The sequence below is a fragment of the Desulfosporosinus youngiae DSM 17734 genome, from assembly GCF_000244895.1.
Taxonomy (GTDB): Bacteria; Bacillota; Desulfitobacteriia; order Desulfitobacteriales; family Desulfitobacteriaceae; genus Desulfosporosinus; species Desulfosporosinus youngiae.
In genome coordinates this window covers 2,283,045-2,301,092 of record NZ_CM001441.1, presented here as the reverse complement: position 1 = coordinate 2,301,092, position 18,048 = coordinate 2,283,045, and the positions used below count along the sequence as shown (strand labels likewise).

The window sequence follows — 18,048 nt, the reverse complement described above, 5'->3', positions numbered from 1 at the left end:
ACCGGCAGTGATTTGCAGGAAACGAAAAAAACTCCTGAGTTTAGGAATTCGGTAATTCCGAAACTCAGGAGTTTCTAAGATCTAATTTAACACAATACAAACCTAGCTCAATTCACAAACAGCAGTTCTAAGGCGTTCCAAACCTTCTCTAAGTACTGAGCGAGCACAGCCAATATTTAGCCGTGCAAAACCTTCTCCGCCAGAACCGAACTGATAGCCTGGGTTTAACCCAACCCCTGCCTTATGCACCAAAAACTTTTGTAATTCCTCGGGCTTCATTCCAAGTTCCCTAAAATCCAACCATACTAAATAGGTTCCCTCAGGCTGAGTCAGCTTAATCTGTGGGAGTTCTTGGGCAAGGGATGACTTAAGGAATTCCACACTCTCCTTCAAGTAGTGCATTAGCTGATTCAGCCAGTCTTCCCCCTCTCGATAAGCTGCTTCTAAAGCAGTTATGCCAAATACATTGGGATTATGAATACCGGTTAAGTCACGTGACGCTTCATAGGCTTTTCGATACTCGGGGTTTGGAATGATGAGGTTTGAAGTCTGTAAACCTGCTAAATTAAATGTCTTACTGGGCGCCGTGCAAACAATGGATTGCATGGCTAACTCAGGGGAAAGTGAAGCGAGGGGAATATGGCGATGTCCTTCATAGATAAGATCACCGTGAATTTCATCTGAGATGACGATAACATTATATGCCAGACAGAGCCGGCCTAAGCGATCAAGTTCTTCACGCTCCCAGACCCGCCCCACAGGATTGTGGGGGCTGCATAAAATCATCATCTTAACACCGCCGGAAAACTTTTCTTCTAAATCCTCAAAGTCCATGACATACCGGCCATGTTCGACTCTTAGCTGACTATTAACTACCTCTCGGCCATTGTTTTTGACCGCTTTGAAGAAAGGCGGATATACCGGAGATTGAATAAGGATCTTATCCCCAGGCTTTGTCAAACTGCGTACCAATTCATATAATGCAAAGACAACTCCCGGGCTGAAGGAAATCCAGTCTTGCTGAATCTCCCAATTATGACGATCACCCAACCAGGCAATAAGGGCCTCGTAATAACCGTCCATTCCATTAGAATAGCCAAATATCCCATGCCTGGCACGGTTGACCAGAGCTTCAACAACAGCATCCGGAGCTTGAAAATCCATGTCCGCAACCCACAAGGGCAAAATATCCTCACACCCAAATATCTGTTGATTAAAATCCCATTTTACTGAACAAGTCTGGCGGCGATCGATAACCTGATCAAAATTGTATTTCATAGCTCAGAGTTCTCCTTTTAATTAAGACATGAAGTTGGATTATGAATCACTTTGAAGTTATATCTGCGCCGCGGCCTCTTTGATGGCCTGCACTATTTTATTGTATCCAGTACATCTGCATAAATTTCCGGCAATTGCCGTTTTGATGTCTTCTTCAGTGGGATGAGGATTGGTCATCAATAGAGCCTTAGCCGACATCAGCATTCCCGGTGTACAGTAGCCGCATTGGACTGCGCTGTTATTAATGAAGGATTCTTGCAGTTTGTCCAATTGTCCATCCTGTTCCAAAGCTTCGATAGTGAGGATCTCCTGGCCCCTGATTTGAGGTACAAGAACCAGACAGGAATTAACAGCCTTCCCGTTCATAAGCACTGTACAGGATCCGCACTCCCCTTCACCACACCCCTCTTTAGTCCCTGTTAATCCCAGTTCCTCTCTTAACAAATCAACTAACCTCATGGTTGGCTGGACATTCATAGTATGTTCTTTGCCATTGACCTTAAACTCAATTTGCATAGTTTCCACCCTCATCTTATAAATTAAAGGTCCTGTCCTCTTAAGCTGCTCTTGCAGTCTTATATTTACTCTTGATAAACAAATAAAGTCTCTTAAACATTTACCTTAAGAAATTTCCAGGCTTTTAAAATCTTCTCCGGCGTGAGAGGCAAATCGGACATGGAGGTTCCCAGAGCATTATTAACGGCATTAACTACCGCTGCAGCCACAGGAACAAAGGCAATTTCTCCTATGCTCTTCGCACCGTAAGGTCCTTCATCTCCGCCTTCTTCTATCAAAAGAGTTCTGACCAAAGGCATGTCCGGCGCATTAAGCACATGATAATTTTTAAAGCTGCTATTCAGAATACTGCCATCGTTAAAAACTTTTATTTCTTCATACAAGGCGTAGCCTATTCCCATTTGAACGCCGCCTTGAATCTGTCCTTCAACCATCCCGGGATTTATGGCTTTACCAATATCATGCGCCGCCAAATAATCCAAGACCTGAACTCTTCCCGTGGCGGTATCAACCTCCACCTCAGTAAAATGCACCGCATAGGCACCTGGATTAGAGGTTCCATGATAAGTATGTGTAATGACAATGTCCATATTATTCTTAACTTTGGCAGTTGTCGCGATGTCACGATAACTTATTGGGTGCCGCTCATCCCCAACGACCCACACTCTGCCATTTTTAGTTTCTAAAGACTCTTTAGGTTTTTGAAAAATATCAGATGCGCATTCCATTAACATCTCTTTTACTCGCTTGGCCGCTTCAAAGGCACAAGCACCACATATGTAGGTTACTCTGCTGCCATACGAGCCAAAATCATACGGACCGTATTCAGTATCTGCTTCTAATACGGTAATCTTGCCGGGATCAACATCTAAGACCTCTGCAGCGATTTGCTTAATCGAAGTAATCGTTCCGCACCCCATCTCGTGAAGACCCGTAACAAGAATAAAACTGCCATCCTCATTCACCTTCAGAGTCATGGTACTATGCTCAGGAAATCCCCCGTACATGCCGTTCTTATGGGCAGCGCAGGCTAATCCCACCCCTCTGCGAAATCTGCCTTGGTCCGGCTCCCTATTGTACCGTTCATGCCAACCAAAGACTTCTGCACCTTTCTCCAGGCACTCTATCACACGAGCATTGCCCAAGGAAATCTGAGAGGATTTATCCAGGTCATAGGGATGAACAAGATTCTTAAGCCTGAATTCTACAAGATCCATAGCTTGCTTTTTGGCTGCCGCATCCATATGAATTTCCAGGGCTGTTATGATTTCCGGCGCTCCCCATCCCCGGGCCCCTCCGGCAATAGGTGTGTTTGTATAAACTGTCTTGCCTGAATGTTCATAGTAAGGGATTCTATATAATTTACAAATCTTTTTGGACATAACATAGGTATTGTCGATTGAACTGGTCGCATAGGCACCGGCATCTACAATGGTATCCACACTGCATTCCGCCAGCATTCCATCATCAGCAGCTTTAGTTCTTATTCTTGAGGTGGTAGCCGGTCTGGTCATCGTCGAAATAATGGTTTCTTCCCTTGTTAAGATCAATTTGACAGGACCCTTGACTTCCTTAGCTAAAAAAGCTGTAATCGGTTCCAAAATAGTTTCCTGTCTTCCGCCAAAAGAACCACCCATGGGAACTTTAATGACTCTGACATTGTTATAGCTTAGTTCTAATAAATCGGCCACAATCGTTCTGACCCCAAAAACCCCTTGACAAGCGGCCCACAAAGTAAGCTTTCCTGATCTGTCAAAATCCGCCAGACAGACATGAGTTTCCATTGCCGCGTGATGCACTTTTTGAGTCTTTGTGACAGTTTCGACAATGATATCATCATCAGAAGATGAAACCTGCTCCCCTAATTTGTGCTGATATTCATGGAGCAGGTTTCCCCCGGGATGAATTTTTGTCTCTTGGTCCAGAAGGGCTTGCTCAGGTGTGCTCAAAACAGGCAATGGCTCATATTCCACTTGAATTAGCCCAATAGCCTGCTTGGCAATTCCTTTACTGATTGCCACAACTGCAGCCACCCGATCCCCGACAAACCTTACCTTGTCAGTTAAGAGCCGCTCATCCTCTAAGCAAAATTCTTGATCCGGCACAATTCGGTAGCGGCTGTAAGTTTTACTGGGAGTATTTAAATGAGTAAAAACCCGGATAACCCCCGGCAAAGCTTCTGCTCTGCTCGTATCAATTTTAGTAATTAACCCATGAGCTATAGGACTCAAAAGCAGTTTGGCATATAACATCTTAGGGAGTTTCATATCACTTAAGTATTCTAAATCTCCCCTTACTTTTTGCGATGCATCATGAATAGGAAACGTGTGCCCAACATAGTTTAAATCCTTCTCCAATACTCTCACTCCTCAGCTTTGTTGAGACTTATGCAGTTCACTTTAACTAACCTTAAACTAACATACATACCCTAACATCAATTTCTCTAACATCGCCTACTCTTATCATGTGTTTAGCTCGTTGTATTGATATATTTTTGATATAATTAAAACCACCAATAGAACTAAAAGAATATTGACTAATAATTCAGAGGCAGGGAGGAAACCGTAGTGTTTAAGTTTAATGTAGAAGAAGAACTAAGCTGTAAAATAGAGGGTACGGGTAAGTTTATTGCTAGAAAAGGAGCAATGATCGCCTTTAAAGGAAACTTTAAGTTTGACAAGATGCTGCTGGGACCGGACAACGGCGGAGGAATTATGGGCTCTCTCTTAGGCTTTGCCAAAAGATCCTTAACCGGCGAAAATATTGAACTGATGACAGTCGAAGGCTCAGGCACCATATATTTAGCAAGAAATGCCTATCATGTCTCAGTCTTTGAATTAGAGCACGGTGATTGCTTATCGGTTGAGAGTGAAAATCTGCTGGCATTTCCCACAGACCTTAAATACGATGTTCGCTTTATAGGGAGCGGTGTATTATCTCAAAAAGGCTTAGCAACAACCGTCCTAAGCAATTTCTCTAACCGCCCCCAACAAGTTGCCGTGATAACCGATGGCAACCCCCTCATGCTGGAGGCACCTTGTGTTGTTGATCCTGACGCTGTCGTAGCATGGACAAGCAGCCAAAACGGCGGCGGAGATCCAAGTGTGGCCATGAATAACTTCAGTTGGAAAACAGCGATTGGACAAACCTCTGGAGAATCCTATCAGTTTCAGTTTAATCAAACAGGCCAAATGGTTCTTGTTCAGCCGTCGGAACGATTATCCGGATTAAAAATAAGTGTAGATTAATTATAGCATTAATGTTGGTTCAAAGTTTACAGATACTACTCAGAAAATTCATTTTTCATACATCTGCCGTGGGGCATAGTTTAATCCATATTTAAGACACCCACTTCTAATGAGTGGGTGTTCCTTATGCTTCGGTGATCATAGCCTCCTGTGATAAAAACCTTAGAGACAACAACAAGGCATATCCGTTCACGGGAAATGCCCTGTTGTTTATTCTTATTAACTGCGATGTCTGCAAAAATCAAGTAATTCATATCAGTAGCCCAACGACTCTCCCACCAAAAGAATCTTGATGCGTCCTGCCGGCCGGCTGATCCGAGTAGTCACAAGATCCGCACAGATACAATCAGGTGCAATACAATCACCGCAGGAACCATTAATGGCACAGGGTGTCGTTATACCGATACGTTGAGCATTAATGGGCGCAGCCACATTCCTTGCTCTTGAAAAGGCTTCTTCCACTGTGGGTCTCACTTTATTAATTCCAGCTACCACGATCACACTTTTGGGGCCGAAAGCCATGGCCGCCACTCGATTGCCATTGCCATCGATATTGACCAGCTGACCATCTTCACTCATGGCATTTATACTCGAAAGAAACGTATCACACGTAAGAGCTTGACGCATGAGTTCCATTCTTTGCTCAGGATTTGTCGCGGTATCCCGATCGATTACCGAATAATTACCGTTTTTGACTGAATCCAGAAGACCCACTTCCTGAATTGTCACTGAACCGCCCCAGGACACTACACTGCCTTCCGGAATCAGTTCCAAAGCCTTCTCCAACGCTTCTTGTTTCGTTCTCACGTAATAGGCTTCAAAATGCCGTCTGTTAAGCGCTTTTACGACCTTTTCCCCTAATTTGTCGTTACGGATTTCTAAAGGCGTTTTCTCCATAGTCTTTCTTCCACCTTTTCACGTTTTCTGATTGATAACACCATGCGTGGCGCACTGCAAAGATTAGGCGAGTTTTGGAACTGACTTTCCTAACATAATTTATTATACACATAAAAAACTATTTACAGAAATTATTACTCAGTTTTCGGAACAGATTTACAGCTTTTCCGGCTCTTCACTTCCGCTAACTCTTTAACTTTCTTAAATGTCGTAACAGACTTCTCCTTTATTATTTAGCCCTCTTAACTCCTATGGAACTAAGAAAGCGAAAACAAATCGCCCGGATTTTTTTGAATAATCAGTGAAACGGCATCGTATAAATGCGTCAGTTTTCCCAAGAATAAGCTTCCTTTTCCTATGATCATGACTTGAGATATTTTTTCTTGAAGTATAAGCTCACATGCCGGTCCGATATAGGTCACTCCGGAGGGTATATGCCCCTGATTGGGGGCAAAGCCCGGTACTCCGAAACGCTTAATCTGGGCCTCGATCTGTGTACGTTCGAACTCACCTTGCAAAACTCCAAGAGAAGCAATCATCTTATAGTTCATTTTAGCCACATCCCCACATCCGATTGGCTCAATTAGTTCAGGATTGACCAGTTCACCGGCGTAACGATCGATATCGGTGATCTTGTACCCGCCCTTAGCTAAAGGGTCAGCAACGAGAGCACGATAAACTACCGGCGGGGAATCACCGCAGCCGACATTCATTCTGCCTATAAGATCCGTGCGGATTATCGGATTTATCCCGTCATTCTCACTGATATAGAAAGCAAATGCTCCCAGCATATCTTCCAACAAAGGCATTTTCTGTTCAATATGCACACTGGCATTAAGGCCCAGCTTGGCACTGCATCCCCCGGCGACAACCACAACATTTTTAAAAATCCCGGACTGAACCAGGGCAGCCCCTTGCATAAGCGCATGCACAGGGGCCGCGCAAAATGCCCGAATATCTGCCCCACTGGCCTTAAGGCAGGAACATGCTTCGGCGATCGACTTTGCAAAACCCCCGCCGCCCTTTTGCCGCAAGTCGCCGCACGCTTCTTCAGATGCTTCGATGACATAATCCACATCCGATGGTTCAAGCCCTGTCTTCAGAAAAAGAGTTTGGAGAGCGATGACAGCCGAAGCTTTGGTTATGATATTTTCGGCCACCCTGGACGCAGAATGCTCAGGATCAGTTGTACTCCCCCTCCGCACACAGCCTTTAGTCATTCCCGCGCAAGAAAGCGGCAGGGCATCCTCCTTTTGGATCATCTCTTGTATTTCCCAAAGAGAGTAGCCCTTTGCTGAGGGTTCACAAACTCCTTTGAGGGCGCGCACAGCAGAGTTGGTCCGCAGTCTTTCCAGGATAGCCTTCTGAAAGCTATCTTCCAAGCATACCAGCTCAAACTCATCAACAACCTTCATTAAACCAAGAAACTCATCCTCAGGGACTATTTCACCCCGCTGTCCCTGACGTGTCGTGTCAGACAAAAGGTTTTTATACCAGGGCCGGGAGACAGTTGGTAAATCTTCCGGCAGAATATTGCCGATAAACGCCTGATGAGGCGGATAACCCACCGCACTGGCGAAGGTCCGAAGATGCTCCGTGAGCGTACATAACTCCGGGTTTCTCCCCTGAATTTGCTGCATCATCAGACCGGGTGTGTGAATTAAATCATAGCTCGCTCCTTTGATAACAGGGTACATCACTTTAATCACTCCTCAGCAAAAACTTGTTCCCGCACGGATGAGACTTCGGAGACGATTCCCGGAATATCAAGGATCATTTCCATCATCTCCAGATGACGGGAATAAACCTCCGGAGCAATGAATTCTTTTAGTTCCAGAACATGATACGCTTTGAGTCCGAACCGGACTTCAGCGGATGGACCAATATAAGTCAGGTTCCTGCCTGCCGCCGTTTCTGCGGCGATAGCGGCCATTTCCGGATCTGCACTGCCCAGCACAATCATTAATTCTTCCCTGCTGTACTTTTGAGCAAGTGCTCTGATTTGCACCTGATTCTCTTGATCCATGGCACCCGCCGATGTTCAGACATAACAATGCGTCATGGCGAATATCACGTTCCCTCCCGCACTGCGCACACAATCTTCAAGGGCTTGAGATGGAATACCATCACGATCACCAATGACAATGACCTTTTTTCCCTTTATCATTTGGAACCTCCTTCCTAAAATTCATCACAACTCGTATTGACCATGCCAATGTTGTTGCAGGCGCACCATGCTTCCAGACGATAATCTAAATCCAAGGCTTCACTAGCCGGCAGGTGAACTCCTCCTTTCTCAGGATAGAGACGGATACTATCTCCTCCGACCACACGGTCTACCTTGGGGTAATGTATCGTACGATCCAGACTTCCTGTACTGACTATGGCTTTAACTTCCGGCTCCCAGTAGAATAGAGGATTATCTGTGCCGTCCGCTCCTCCATGTTCATAGGTCACCAGCACAGTTTTAATCCCTGTTCTTTCACATTCTTTCAGATAAAGCATCGTTTCCATGAATGTATTGCCCCCGCATTCCCAGGTGGCGATAACGCCATCTGCCCTCAGCATCTGAGCCATTCCGGCAACCAAATTGGCACAGCGCTGTTTGCTGTCAATATCTTCGAAATGTCCCCGACAAAGAATGACGCCGCAGAAATTCCAACTTATTCCGTGCTTCTTATACAGCTCTTCCACGATTGGATTATTGGTCTGATAATAGGTCGGAGTCTGGGTCGCAGTATGAGAGTGCAAGGCATTCACTACAGCACCATCCATCAGTTCGTTGGGATGAATCAGTGTGGGCAGTAAATCATCGAAGCTCATTCCATATAAATAATTTCTTCCATAGAGTCCGCAAGACTCTAATTGATCAATGTAGACTACATTGGGCAAATCAGGACTTTTTTCTTCTATTGAATATTGCTTCGTCTCATCCGGTTCTAACTCCCGGGTGACTTCCCCCAAATAGCGGGCAGTGATAATCCCGGCATTACGGATTGCTTTTTCATAGACTTCTTCATCAAGCCCCTCCTTTACAGTAAGTACAGGAACCACATTCCAGGTTTTACTGAAGGGAGTCAAGGCGGCGTTTGGTCCGGCCATATCCATGATCCCTTCCCTGGCAATATACAGTCCGCCAGCTTTACGCAAAGGAATCAGACAGGATGTTATTACAGCCGCCCCATCGAGCCGGTAGGTCGTCCCGCTCCCTCCGCGACAGACAGGGGCTTCGATGCCCGGATAGGTATTATCCCTGCCGCTCTTTTTAATTCTGGGTTCTACGGCATCCATGATGTGAATAATTCGTGTATTCTCGCCCGGTGCAGCTATTTCAATGTTTACCTCGGCGAAGGTACTGTCCCTAAGTAAGATTTCCTGAAGTTCTTCTTTATTGATAACCAGCATCTTCTGCCGCAATGCGGTCTGAGGGCCAAACTCAACATTCTCGATATAAAACGTACCGACTTCAAGTTTCATAGTCGTTTCTCCTTTCACAGGATGTTATTTCAGATGGGTTGAGCGATCGTTGGTCCCGTCACCTCTTTTTGGAACAAATCAAGGGCTGCCTCAAATAGTTTTGCTTCTATTTCCCTATTTTTTGCCGCACTTGCCCTGGGATCACCCCAGGGATGAGGTATCTTCACTGCCTTAACGATCCGGTTCGTACCTACTTGTTTGGCTAAGGGAGTCATGGCGGTGACCAGCACCACGGGAATCCCGGATTTTTCGATTTCTTTGGCGAGCACAGCACCGCTGCGCGTGTCCGTACCTCATGTGCTGGTAAGAATTACTGCATCGATATGGTTTTCTTTTAAGGCGGCAGCCATTTCTCTCCCCATTCTTTGAAACGTCTTGATGACCCCGCCGCATCCTGCTGAAACAAAGTAGTTATTAAAGATCGAGCCGATAACTCCCCGTTCCCGAAACTTATCAGCAGTGTGCAGGGGCACAACATATTCCGCCCGCGCGTTTAAATGGTCCGGATTAATTCCGCCATGAATGCATTCATAATCCCCTCCGCTGAGCAGCTCCAAGGGATAAAGCGCCCAATTGTCCGTATTTAAGGCTTTCATCTTGTCGGGGTTTCCTTTAGGGACAACCCCCGCCGTGGTTATAAAAGCAAGTTTAGCACTTGCCAGCTCCGTTACAGGTTTGGGCGGCCTAACCTGTTCGAAAACCGGGAGAACCAGTTCACTAGTGTAACTCCTGCCTTGCAAACGGGCTTCAAGCATCTCTATGGCTCTTTGGGCGCCCGATTTCTCACGTGAAATGACTTTGCGAATTCCCCGAGGTAGATAGCCTTCGACTTGAGCGGCTCCCAGCTCTTTTTGGCTCACTACCTTATGAGCAAAAGCAGCCATCCGGACTAAGGCATCTTGCATCCCTCGCACGGTTTTAGTCGTGGGCAGAATATAGATGGTTTGATTCCGGCGATACATCTCTGCTGCGGGATTATCCGGCGAGAAAGCAGTAAGCGCCGGTATTCCCAACAAGTCAGATAAATACTGACAAACTGCTCCGCCGGCAACACCATAGCGTCCGGCACCAAAGGCAGGTCCGGCAAGGATGAGGTCCACTTTTTCCTGCTGTAATTTTTGAGCAATTCTTTTTAGCACATCATCCTGGTTTTCTTGAAAATAGTTATCTCCGCAAATTGCCGTTGTCGATATAACAAAGGATTCACCGAGCAAACGCCCTAATTCCTTTCCCGGCCCTACTGCTTTTTGCTGAAATTCCAGAGGGGTGTCCGCTTTATCCTCAGCGCCAATTTCTCCAAAAAATTGATTTAAGTAATGAAAAACTTTAATCCTTTTCTCCATCGAGATTCATCCTCTCTTCTGATATTACACCTTTGGGGTCTGACCTAAGCTAAATATTTCCTCCATTTGCGGGGTAGGCTTCTTACCAATGATCGTAGTTATGAGGATGATCAGAATGGTCACGAGCAAGGCACCGACCATTTCATGAATTCCGGTTAGTTTGACTAAAAACAGCTTCCAGATAATATAAACCAATGGACTAATACCGACCACGGCCAGCGCGCCGCTGAGATTGGCCTTTTTCCAGAGGACGCCAAGTATCAGCGGAATACCAAAAATCAAAGCAAACCCACCGAAAGCGAAAGCATTGATTTCCAGGATTAAGGCCGGAGGTTTTAAGGCCAGCACAAAGGAAATGATTCCTATCACCAGAACTGCCCCTTTTATCACTAATAACTTGGTGCCTTCCTTTACGTCTTTAGAGAAGCGCGGCAGAATATCATTGCCTACCGTACCTGAAACGGCAAGCAAGAGGGAATTAGCGGTTGTCATCATTGCCGCAATTAATGTAAAAAACAAAAGTGCCGCATAAATTGAGGGCAGACCACTGATCACGCTCGGCATAGCCATATCGGATTTGGCCAGACCGGGATGAATGACCCGGGCAGTTAAGCCGACCAAGCCAGCACCAAATGACCACAGTGCTCCAAGTGCCATAGAAATGGGAAACGCTCTGCGCATCGCCAGGGAATCCTTAAGCCCCCATACTCGCGCGGTCAGATGCGGCTGACCCCAAAAGGCGATAAGGTAAGATATAATTAGACCTATTTGTAAAGTTAGGGGCATGGAACCCCTAAATTCTATGAGCTTCGGATCGATGACCGCCAGCTGAGCATTGAGACCGGAGAACCCGCCCACGAGCTTCATGGAGATGTATACCATAACAATCGTCCCAATCGTCATGATCGTTCCTTGCAGAGTGTCCAGCCAGGCAACCCCTAGATAGCCGCTAAACTGAGTAGAAATGACAATCGTCAGACCCAAAATAATCATTCCCCAAAAATAGCTGATGCCTAAGGTTGACTCAATAAGGTAACCGGCTCCCATGAGCTGGATAATAATCATAGGGATAATAAAAATCAGCGTCCAAAGTCCTGTAATTGGTTTCAGATTTTCTTTGCCGAAACGCAGAGCCAAATAATCTGCCGTCGTCAAAATGGATGCCTTGACAGCGACACGACGTAATCTTGGAATGACCAGGACCCAACTGATAAACATGCTCCCAAATACACCCAAAAGATACATCAAACCGGCCCAGCCAAACTGATAAGCCAACCCCGCTGCCCCTAAAAAAAGTCCTGCACTGGCTGCCGAAGCCGACCAGGTAAAGGCCGATACTACTCCGCCCACATTGTTATCCCCAGTTAAATAACCCCTGACACTTCCTGTATGTTTATGGGCAAGAAGCACAACTACAATAATGCTGGCAAAGAATAATATCGACCCGATGATCATTTCCATACTCATATAAACCACCTCTTAACATTTTTTCACTGGTATACTACTTTTACAGTTTAAATAAGTTCTTGCTTAATACCGAGATTGCCAGCGAAGCAACAACAAAAACGATGATTGTTGAGAATAGGAACGTCCCCGCTGTAGAAGCAAACATAAAATCACCCCTTTCCCAAATAAAAAAGTCCTACGCCAAATTTAAAATTTGACGTAGGACTTTACCTTCATCCTTAACAATCTACAATACCAAGGCAGGTCTCCTGGCTTACGGGTCATTGCTGTTCTTCAGGACCTTCCCGGCTTATGCCAGTGGCCTCTGATCGCTCGCCGATTACAGTGGTGGGTCCGCTCCGTTTATTGTCACCTTTGAAGACAATTCCGGATTCCCTATTCTCCCTCTTTCAGGGCACCTCGATACCGTATCAGTTATTTACTTAGCTACATATTATTTTAATTATTTGAATACGTCAACCCCACTCCTTACTTTTTGCCACAAACGATTCGTTTTCTTCATAAATTTTATTGAGGCCTGACACTTAATATTTTTATATACAAGTTTTAAAATTATCAGGGAAAAAGGCCCATATTTGGGTGTAAAATTATAATAATTGTGCCTTAATTAATATTAACACTCTTAAATGGATTTGAGGGAAAATACATGACTAAAACAACGAGAGAGATACAAATGCCTCTCTACCTGAAGTCTTTCAATTGCATAGGTTCCGCCTGCGAGGACAGCTGCTGCTTTGGCTGGAGCAGTATCACGGTGGACAGCGGAACCTTCAAAAAATACAGCAGTATCCATGACCCGGCATTGAAAGAAATAATCGATAATAAGGTCGAACTCAACCAAACCGAACAAAGTGCGGAAACCTACGCCCATGTGATACTAAACAATGATTCAACCTGCCCTTTTTTAACTAAAAAAAGACTTTGCCTAATGCAGTTAAAACAAGGCGAAAACTATTTACCCCAGATTTGTTTTGCTTTTCCCCGGGTAACTAATGTTATCAACGGTATCCTGGAAAAATCCGCTGTCATGTCCTGTCCCGAGGCTGTACGCGTGGCACTGTTAAACTCTAAAGGAATTGACTTTATTTCAGTACAAGAACCTCTGGATGTGCGCAACAAAATTTCAATTTCACTTAATACCAATGATCCGGCCTTCACTGATACACCCAACAAGTATTTTCAGGATTTACGAAATTTTACACTTCATCTATTAAAGAACAGGGATTATAAGCTCGAGGAACGGCTTATTATCCTGGGATTGTTTTTTCAAAAGCTTGCGAAAGTATGTAATGAAAAAAAGGTTGATACTATACCTGAGTTCATTGCTTCCTTTGCCCAATTATTAAAGGAAGAGTCTTTAACAGCGCTTCTCGCGAAAACCCCCACATCCCCGGTAGTTCAGTTTAAACTGTTGATGCAAAGCGCTCTCACAAGGCTTGTACAGGGAATAACCAATCAACGCTACGCTGAATGTTTCATTGAGTTTTTGCAAGGCATAAAGCATTCACCTGACATAAGCTTAGATATTTCGGCTGAAAACTATCGTCTGGCCTTTGAAAATTACTACGCTCCTTTTGCTTTTAAGCACGAATATATTTTTGAGAATTATCTGGTGAATTACGTCTACAATAATCTTTTTCCACTGAGTAACGGAGATATTTTTGACGAATATATAAAGCTCGTGTTTCATTACTCATTGATCAAAATGCTTCTTACCGGTATTGCCGGATTCCACCAAGGACTTAGTTTAGAGTTGTCAGTTAAGCTGATTCAGTCCTTTGCCAAAACAATTGAACACAATCCTCAATACATAAATGAAACGAAAGATTGGTTCAAAAGAAAAGGTTTAAACTCAATGAAGTACTTATCAATACTCATTAAAAACTAAGCACAAGGGTTAGTCAGCCGAGCACTTCCGGCAGTTTGACATCATGCTGCAGGATAAATTTCTCACGCTCATTTTCCGGAATTCCCAAAAGGAGAAGGGGGCAGGTCAAATTCGTCTGCGCAGACGAATTTGACCTGCCCCCTTCATCGCTGGAAGCGAAACGCGACACAATAAAAACAAGTCCCCTCAATACAATGATATGAGGGGACTTGTTTTTGTTGACCAATATTAATTGCGCCAACCCAAAGCCCTGAACAGGGCAACAGCAGCTTCAGCACGGTTTACTGTTTCACGCGGGGCCAAAGTTTGCCCCTCGACCTTGACAATCCCGGTACTGCTGGCGATAGCAACATAGCCGAGAGCTTCCGGGCTGATCTGATCGGAATCCTGGAAACTAACTTGATAGATATCCTTAAGTTCTGCTATCTTGTTAAGCTGAATATAGCGCAGTAAGACTTTGGTCAGGAGTTCACGATTCACAGGATCTCCAGGCTTAAGATCTTCCTTCAGCCAGCCGAGATCTTTCGCTTTACTAATAACCTCTTTCTCTGTAAGGCCGGTATTTCCCCATATTCCAAAGCGGCTGAGATACATAGCGCGTAATAATGAGTCAACACTCATCTTCTCAAGAGGTTTAAAGCTATTCCCATAATCACCGAACAATCCCGCTTGACCAAGGGCCGCAATCTCTGCGGCACCCTTAACCTCACCCAGATCCGTAAACTTAAATGGTTTTGGTCCCTTTTCTATTGGCTGGCCCTGGTAATCCAGCATTTCTCCGCTTTTGGCATCCACGGTGTTGGATACCGGAACACTGCGGTCTGCAGCAATTGGAAGATATACTAAGCGCAAATCCCCGGGAATGCCGTTGGAATAGATACGAACATAGCTGAGGGTTAAAGGACGCGCCTTAAGAAATGACTCCACAGCTTTATCCTTGCTGATAATCCCGGATACGCCGGGAAAATCATAGTCAAACCAATTAAGTTCATAATTCGTCACTTTGCCGCTCACAGGATCGACATTGACAATCATCCCATTTTCGGGGAAATTAATCCCATTAACGACCCTTCGATAGGAGAAGGCTTGATTATTCCAGGGTTCAGGGTTCATCTTAGCCATTAAATCCGACTCGGGGTCTAACACCACTTGACTAAATCTCTCCGGCTGAACTTTTTTCAAAAATTCCTCGGCCAGATTTTGGGCGGCTGCCCGGTCCAGCTTGACCTCTGTCTTATCGTTTGGCTGTGTGGAGACAACAAACCCAAGCAGTTCACCGGTTGCGGCACTAACCCTGGCACTGAGGTATTGAGGTTTACCTGATTCTCTATCGTTGGATACACTGCCCCAATCAAAACTCCAAATACGCTTATCGGGACTGCGCCAGTCCTGACCCAGATTTGCGCTGCGTAATGTCAAATTAGCTGGAATCTCAATCCAGCCCTTCACCGCGGCAATTGCTTCATCCTGCTTAAGGAGCTTAGCTGTACGTTCCACTTCTTTTAGTTCCTCGGGTGTTAGAACATGGAGCGCATCATTAGCCGCTCCAGACCTAGCCTCCTTGGCAGCACCCATACCCCCGCCACCGTAGGAATCATTCTCCAGCCATTCTCCCGGATTTAACTGAAGCGGTTTGCCCGTGAAAGCATCAATTGCTCCGCCATTATTTTCCCCTCTTAATTGATATACCAGCTTAGCTTCCTGCTTTTGCCCTGTCAGCAGAGGTCTGAAGGATGACGGAACCCAGTACTCAAGTTTGAAAAATGGTGCCTCGCTGAAGGCCTGCCGCGCTTGTTCGGCACTAATCACGCCCTCTGCTCCCGGCGCTTGCGCATCATTCCAGTTCAGCCGGTAGGAAGTAACTTGACCGTCCTTACTTGAAACTTGCACATTAACTCCATTGCCGAGAAAAGGCACTCCATTTGTGAGCCGTTGATATTGAAGAGAATAGTTGAAAGGGCCGTAGTTTAACGGAATAATCTCTTGTTCACTGGGAATTAAACGCAATTCTTCAGTCCGTTTACCTAATAGACGGCTCAGCAATTTATCGCTGATCTCTTGGGCATCCGCCTTACTAATGGCTGGAACTGATGGATTGGCTGACTGATCTTCATTTTTCCAATAATTCATGCTCACAATATCCCCGTTAAGGGCATTAACCTCTGCTGCGAACTCTCCCGGTCGTTCTGATGTACCATTCCAACGCAAAGCCCATGCCTGACGACCATCATAAGTATTGTATGAAGAGCTGAAATCCGTATAGTCTTTGGGAACGTCGAAGTTGGTCTTAACGATCTGAATCGCTTTTTCCAGGCTTATTGTTGGGATTGCCAAAGCCCCGGCCGCCGGCAGGGTATTAATTTCTCCTGCCAGAGCTAAGGGAGCAGACGTCGCCGGAACCAGTAAAAAAGCAACAACAATCCCTGCCAGGAGAGAACGCCAATTATTTTTCATTGTCTTATCTACCTCCCAATTCGTGGTTCGTGGTTCGATATTCGATCCAGCTATAGCTGAACTTCCGGATTGATGTTATTACTCGAAGTTCCCTCCTTCTACCATTTATTTTTATACCTTACGAAATTACCTACTAAATATATAGACGCGGTTTGGAGCTATTTCTGACAGTTAAATTATAGAAATTATTATGTACTTGCCCGTCATTTAATGACCATAAAGTTAGGAGATGATACATACTCTTAATCACTATAAAATGAATAAGCCATCTGCCTGAAAAATGCAAATGGCCATTACTTATTGGCTGCTTGGTTACAAAAGTCTGGCCCTGGTAATACTTTTCTCGCCGTACTTCTCTTTCACTAAATCAAAAACCTTAGTCAGCTTCTCCCGTTCGAGCTCAGGCTCTTCAAATAAGGATAATTGATGTTGTTCCTGATCCGTCAGATTGGACAAGGTAACACCAATTAATCTTAGCGGCTGCTTAATGGCTAACTCCCGCAGCAAGCTGCAAGCTTCCCGATAAATCACATCATCAAGATCCGTGGCCCGGGCCAGTGTATGGGAACGGGTTAACGTTCGGAAATCAGCATACCTGACTTTTAAGGTCACGGTTTTGCCTTTCAGCGACTCTTTGCGCGTTCTCCGCCCCACATCCAGGGCCAGCTTCAATAAGGTCGTCTCCAATACCTCATAATCCAGAATATCCGTTGCAAAGGTAGTCTCACGGCCAATGGATTTAACGGCCCGGTCGCTTTCCACAGGTCGGTCGTCAATTCCCTGTGCCAACTGAAACAGTTGGGTGCCTAGAGCTCCAAAGAGCTCAGTTAAAAACTTCAAATCCAGTCTGCGCAAGTCCCTGATGGTTTTAACCTTATGAATATGCAGGCGCTCGGCAGTTTTTTCTCCAACTCCCCAGAGTCTTTCCACAGGCAATGGATCAAGAAACTCCTGAATTCTATGAGGCTGCACAACCACGAAGCCATCCGGCTTTTTCAGATCTGAAGCGAGCTTTGCTAAAAACTTGTTGCAGGCTAAGCCCACGGATGCCGTTAAGTTCAATTCCTGTCGGATGCGCTGTTTTATAGTTAGAGCAATAGTCTGTGCAGAACCAAATAAGCTCGTCGAACCTGTAACATCCAGAAAGGCCTCATCCAAAGACAGTGGCTCGACCATAGGAGTATAGGTCAAAAAAACAGCCTGAATTTGACGAGATACCTCTTGATATTTTCGTGAATTAACCGGCAAAAAAATGGCAGAAGGACAGCGTCTAGCGGCTTCTGCAATAGGCATTGCCGAGCGTATTCCATATTTGCGCGCTTCATAAGAGGCCGTCGAAACGACACCTCTGCTATTAAGGCTGCCTCCTACCACAACAGGTTTACCCAGCAAAGAAGGATCGTCGCGCTGCTCAACAGAGGCATAGAAAGCATCCATATCCAAATGTATTATCTTACGATAGTTCGCCCAAACATCCATA

At 45.2% G+C, this 18,048-nt stretch carries 13 protein-coding genes, 1 pseudogene and 1 riboswitch; of the genes and pseudogenes, 2 read left to right on the top strand and 12 right to left on the bottom strand.

From position 1 onward, the window contains the following. Positions 1-102: 102 nt before the first annotated feature. From DESYODRAFT_RS10745 to DESYODRAFT_RS10735, 3 genes are all read right to left on the bottom strand, one after another. Positions 103-1,278, bottom strand: a complete 1,176-nt coding sequence (locus tag DESYODRAFT_RS10745; RefSeq protein ID WP_007782908.1) for a MalY/PatB family protein — start codon at positions 1,276-1,278, stop codon at positions 103-105. 57 nt (positions 1,279-1,335) lie between these two features. Beyond that, positions 1,336-1,794, bottom strand: a complete 459-nt coding sequence (locus DESYODRAFT_RS10740; protein ID WP_007782906.1) for a (2Fe-2S)-binding protein — start codon at positions 1,792-1,794, stop codon at positions 1,336-1,338. Between the two features lie 92 nt (positions 1,795-1,886). Then, positions 1,887-4,160 carry a xanthine dehydrogenase family protein molybdopterin-binding subunit gene (locus DESYODRAFT_RS10735; RefSeq protein WP_242833616.1) on the bottom strand — a complete coding sequence of 758 codons (2,274 nt, stop codon included), beginning with the start codon at positions 4,158-4,160 and terminating at the stop codon, positions 1,887-1,889. Between the two features lie 201 nt (positions 4,161-4,361). On the opposite strand from DESYODRAFT_RS10735, the gene DESYODRAFT_RS10730 reads away from it, so the two are divergent. Next, a complete protein-coding gene (locus DESYODRAFT_RS10730; RefSeq protein ID WP_007782901.1) occupies positions 4,362-5,042 on the top strand; it encodes an AIM24 family protein in 681 nt (226 codons plus the stop codon). A 255-nt stretch (positions 5,043-5,297) separates the two neighbouring features. Here the strand turns inward: DESYODRAFT_RS10730 and DESYODRAFT_RS10725 are convergent, their stop codons facing one another. From DESYODRAFT_RS10725 to DESYODRAFT_RS10690, 6 genes are all read right to left on the bottom strand, one after another. Then, complete coding sequence (locus DESYODRAFT_RS10725) at positions 5,298-5,939, bottom strand: lactate utilization protein (RefSeq protein WP_007782897.1); 642 nt, start codon at positions 5,937-5,939, stop codon at positions 5,298-5,300. A gap of 257 nt (positions 5,940-6,196) precedes the next feature. Then, entirely contained in the window at positions 6,197-7,636 is a 1,440-nt protein-coding gene (gene grdC, locus DESYODRAFT_RS10720; RefSeq protein ID WP_007782894.1) for a glycine/sarcosine/betaine reductase complex component C subunit beta, read from the bottom strand. Positions 7,637-7,644: 8 nt separating this feature from the next. Then, positions 7,645-8,106: a glycine/sarcosine/betaine reductase complex selenoprotein A gene (grdA, locus tag DESYODRAFT_RS10715; protein WP_083842158.1), complete on the bottom strand. Its 462-nt coding sequence runs from the start codon at positions 8,104-8,106 to the stop codon at positions 7,645-7,647. Positions 8,107-8,120: 14 nt separating this feature from the next. Then, complete coding sequence (locus DESYODRAFT_RS10705) at positions 8,121-9,416, bottom strand: glycine/sarcosine/betaine reductase component B subunit (RefSeq protein WP_007782888.1); 1,296 nt, start codon at positions 9,414-9,416, stop codon at positions 8,121-8,123. Between the two features lie 29 nt (positions 9,417-9,445). Continuing rightward, positions 9,446-10,759: a glycine/betaine/sarcosine/D-proline family reductase selenoprotein B gene (locus tag DESYODRAFT_RS10695; protein WP_242833615.1), complete on the bottom strand. Its 1,314-nt coding sequence runs from the start codon at positions 10,757-10,759 to the stop codon at positions 9,446-9,448. Positions 10,760-10,783: 24 nt separating this feature from the next. Continuing rightward, positions 10,784-12,226: a sodium:solute symporter family transporter gene (locus DESYODRAFT_RS10690; RefSeq protein WP_007782882.1), complete on the bottom strand. Its 1,443-nt coding sequence runs from the start codon at positions 12,224-12,226 to the stop codon at positions 10,784-10,786. A gap of 221 nt (positions 12,227-12,447) precedes the next feature. Continuing rightward, positions 12,448-12,643: riboswitch (cobalamin riboswitch) on the bottom strand. A 229-nt stretch (positions 12,644-12,872) separates the two neighbouring features. On the opposite strand from DESYODRAFT_RS10690, the gene fliB reads away from it, so the two are divergent. Continuing rightward, positions 12,873-14,114 carry a flagellin lysine-N-methylase gene (gene fliB / locus DESYODRAFT_RS10685; RefSeq protein WP_007782880.1) on the top strand — a complete coding sequence of 414 codons (1,242 nt, stop codon included), beginning with the start codon at positions 12,873-12,875 and terminating at the stop codon, positions 14,112-14,114. 34 nt (positions 14,115-14,148) lie between these two features. Here fliB and DESYODRAFT_RS28130 read toward each other — a convergent pair. The 3 genes and pseudogenes from DESYODRAFT_RS28130 to dinB form a co-directional block, all read right to left on the bottom strand. Beyond that, positions 14,149-14,274 (bottom strand): annotated as a pseudogene (locus DESYODRAFT_RS28130) (DUF3102 domain-containing protein); the annotation flags it as partial. Between the two features lie 68 nt (positions 14,275-14,342). Next, positions 14,343-16,568, bottom strand: a complete 2,226-nt coding sequence (locus DESYODRAFT_RS10680) for an S-layer homology domain-containing protein (protein WP_007782877.1) — start codon at positions 16,566-16,568, stop codon at positions 14,343-14,345. A 312-nt stretch (positions 16,569-16,880) separates the two neighbouring features. Further along, a complete protein-coding gene (gene dinB / locus DESYODRAFT_RS10675; protein ID WP_007782874.1) occupies positions 16,881-18,047 on the bottom strand; it encodes a DNA polymerase IV in 1,167 nt (388 codons plus the stop codon). Between the last annotated feature and the right edge of the window lies 1 nt (position 18,048).

Excerpts from the sequence above, each read along its gene's own strand:
- DESYODRAFT_RS10745 (WP_007782908.1), bottom strand. The coding sequence starts at position 1,278 with ATGAAATACAATTTTGATCAGGTTATCGATCGCCGCCAGACTTGTTCA.
- DESYODRAFT_RS10740 (WP_007782906.1), bottom strand. The coding sequence starts at position 1,794 with ATGCAAATTGAGTTTAAGGTCAATGGCAAAGAACATACTATGAATGTC.
- DESYODRAFT_RS10725 (WP_007782897.1), bottom strand. The coding sequence starts at position 5,939 with ATGGAGAAAACGCCTTTAGAAATCCGTAACGACAAATTAGGGGAAAAG.
- grdC (WP_007782894.1), bottom strand. The coding sequence starts at position 7,636 with ATGTACCCTGTTATCAAAGGAGCGAGCTATGATTTAATTCACACACCC.
- DESYODRAFT_RS10705 (WP_007782888.1), bottom strand. The coding sequence starts at position 9,416 with ATGAAACTTGAAGTCGGTACGTTTTATATCGAGAATGTTGAGTTTGGC.
- DESYODRAFT_RS10690 (WP_007782882.1), bottom strand. The coding sequence starts at position 12,226 with ATGAGTATGGAAATGATCATCGGGTCGATATTATTCTTTGCCAGCATT.
- fliB (WP_007782880.1), top strand. The coding sequence starts at position 12,873 with ATGACTAAAACAACGAGAGAGATACAAATGCCTCTCTACCTGAAGTCT.
- DESYODRAFT_RS10680 (WP_007782877.1), bottom strand. The coding sequence starts at position 16,568 with ATGAAAAATAATTGGCGTTCTCTCCTGGCAGGGATTGTTGTTGCTTTT.
- dinB (WP_007782874.1), bottom strand. The coding sequence starts at position 18,047 with ATGGATGTTTGGGCGAACTATCGTAAGATAATACATTTGGATATGGAT.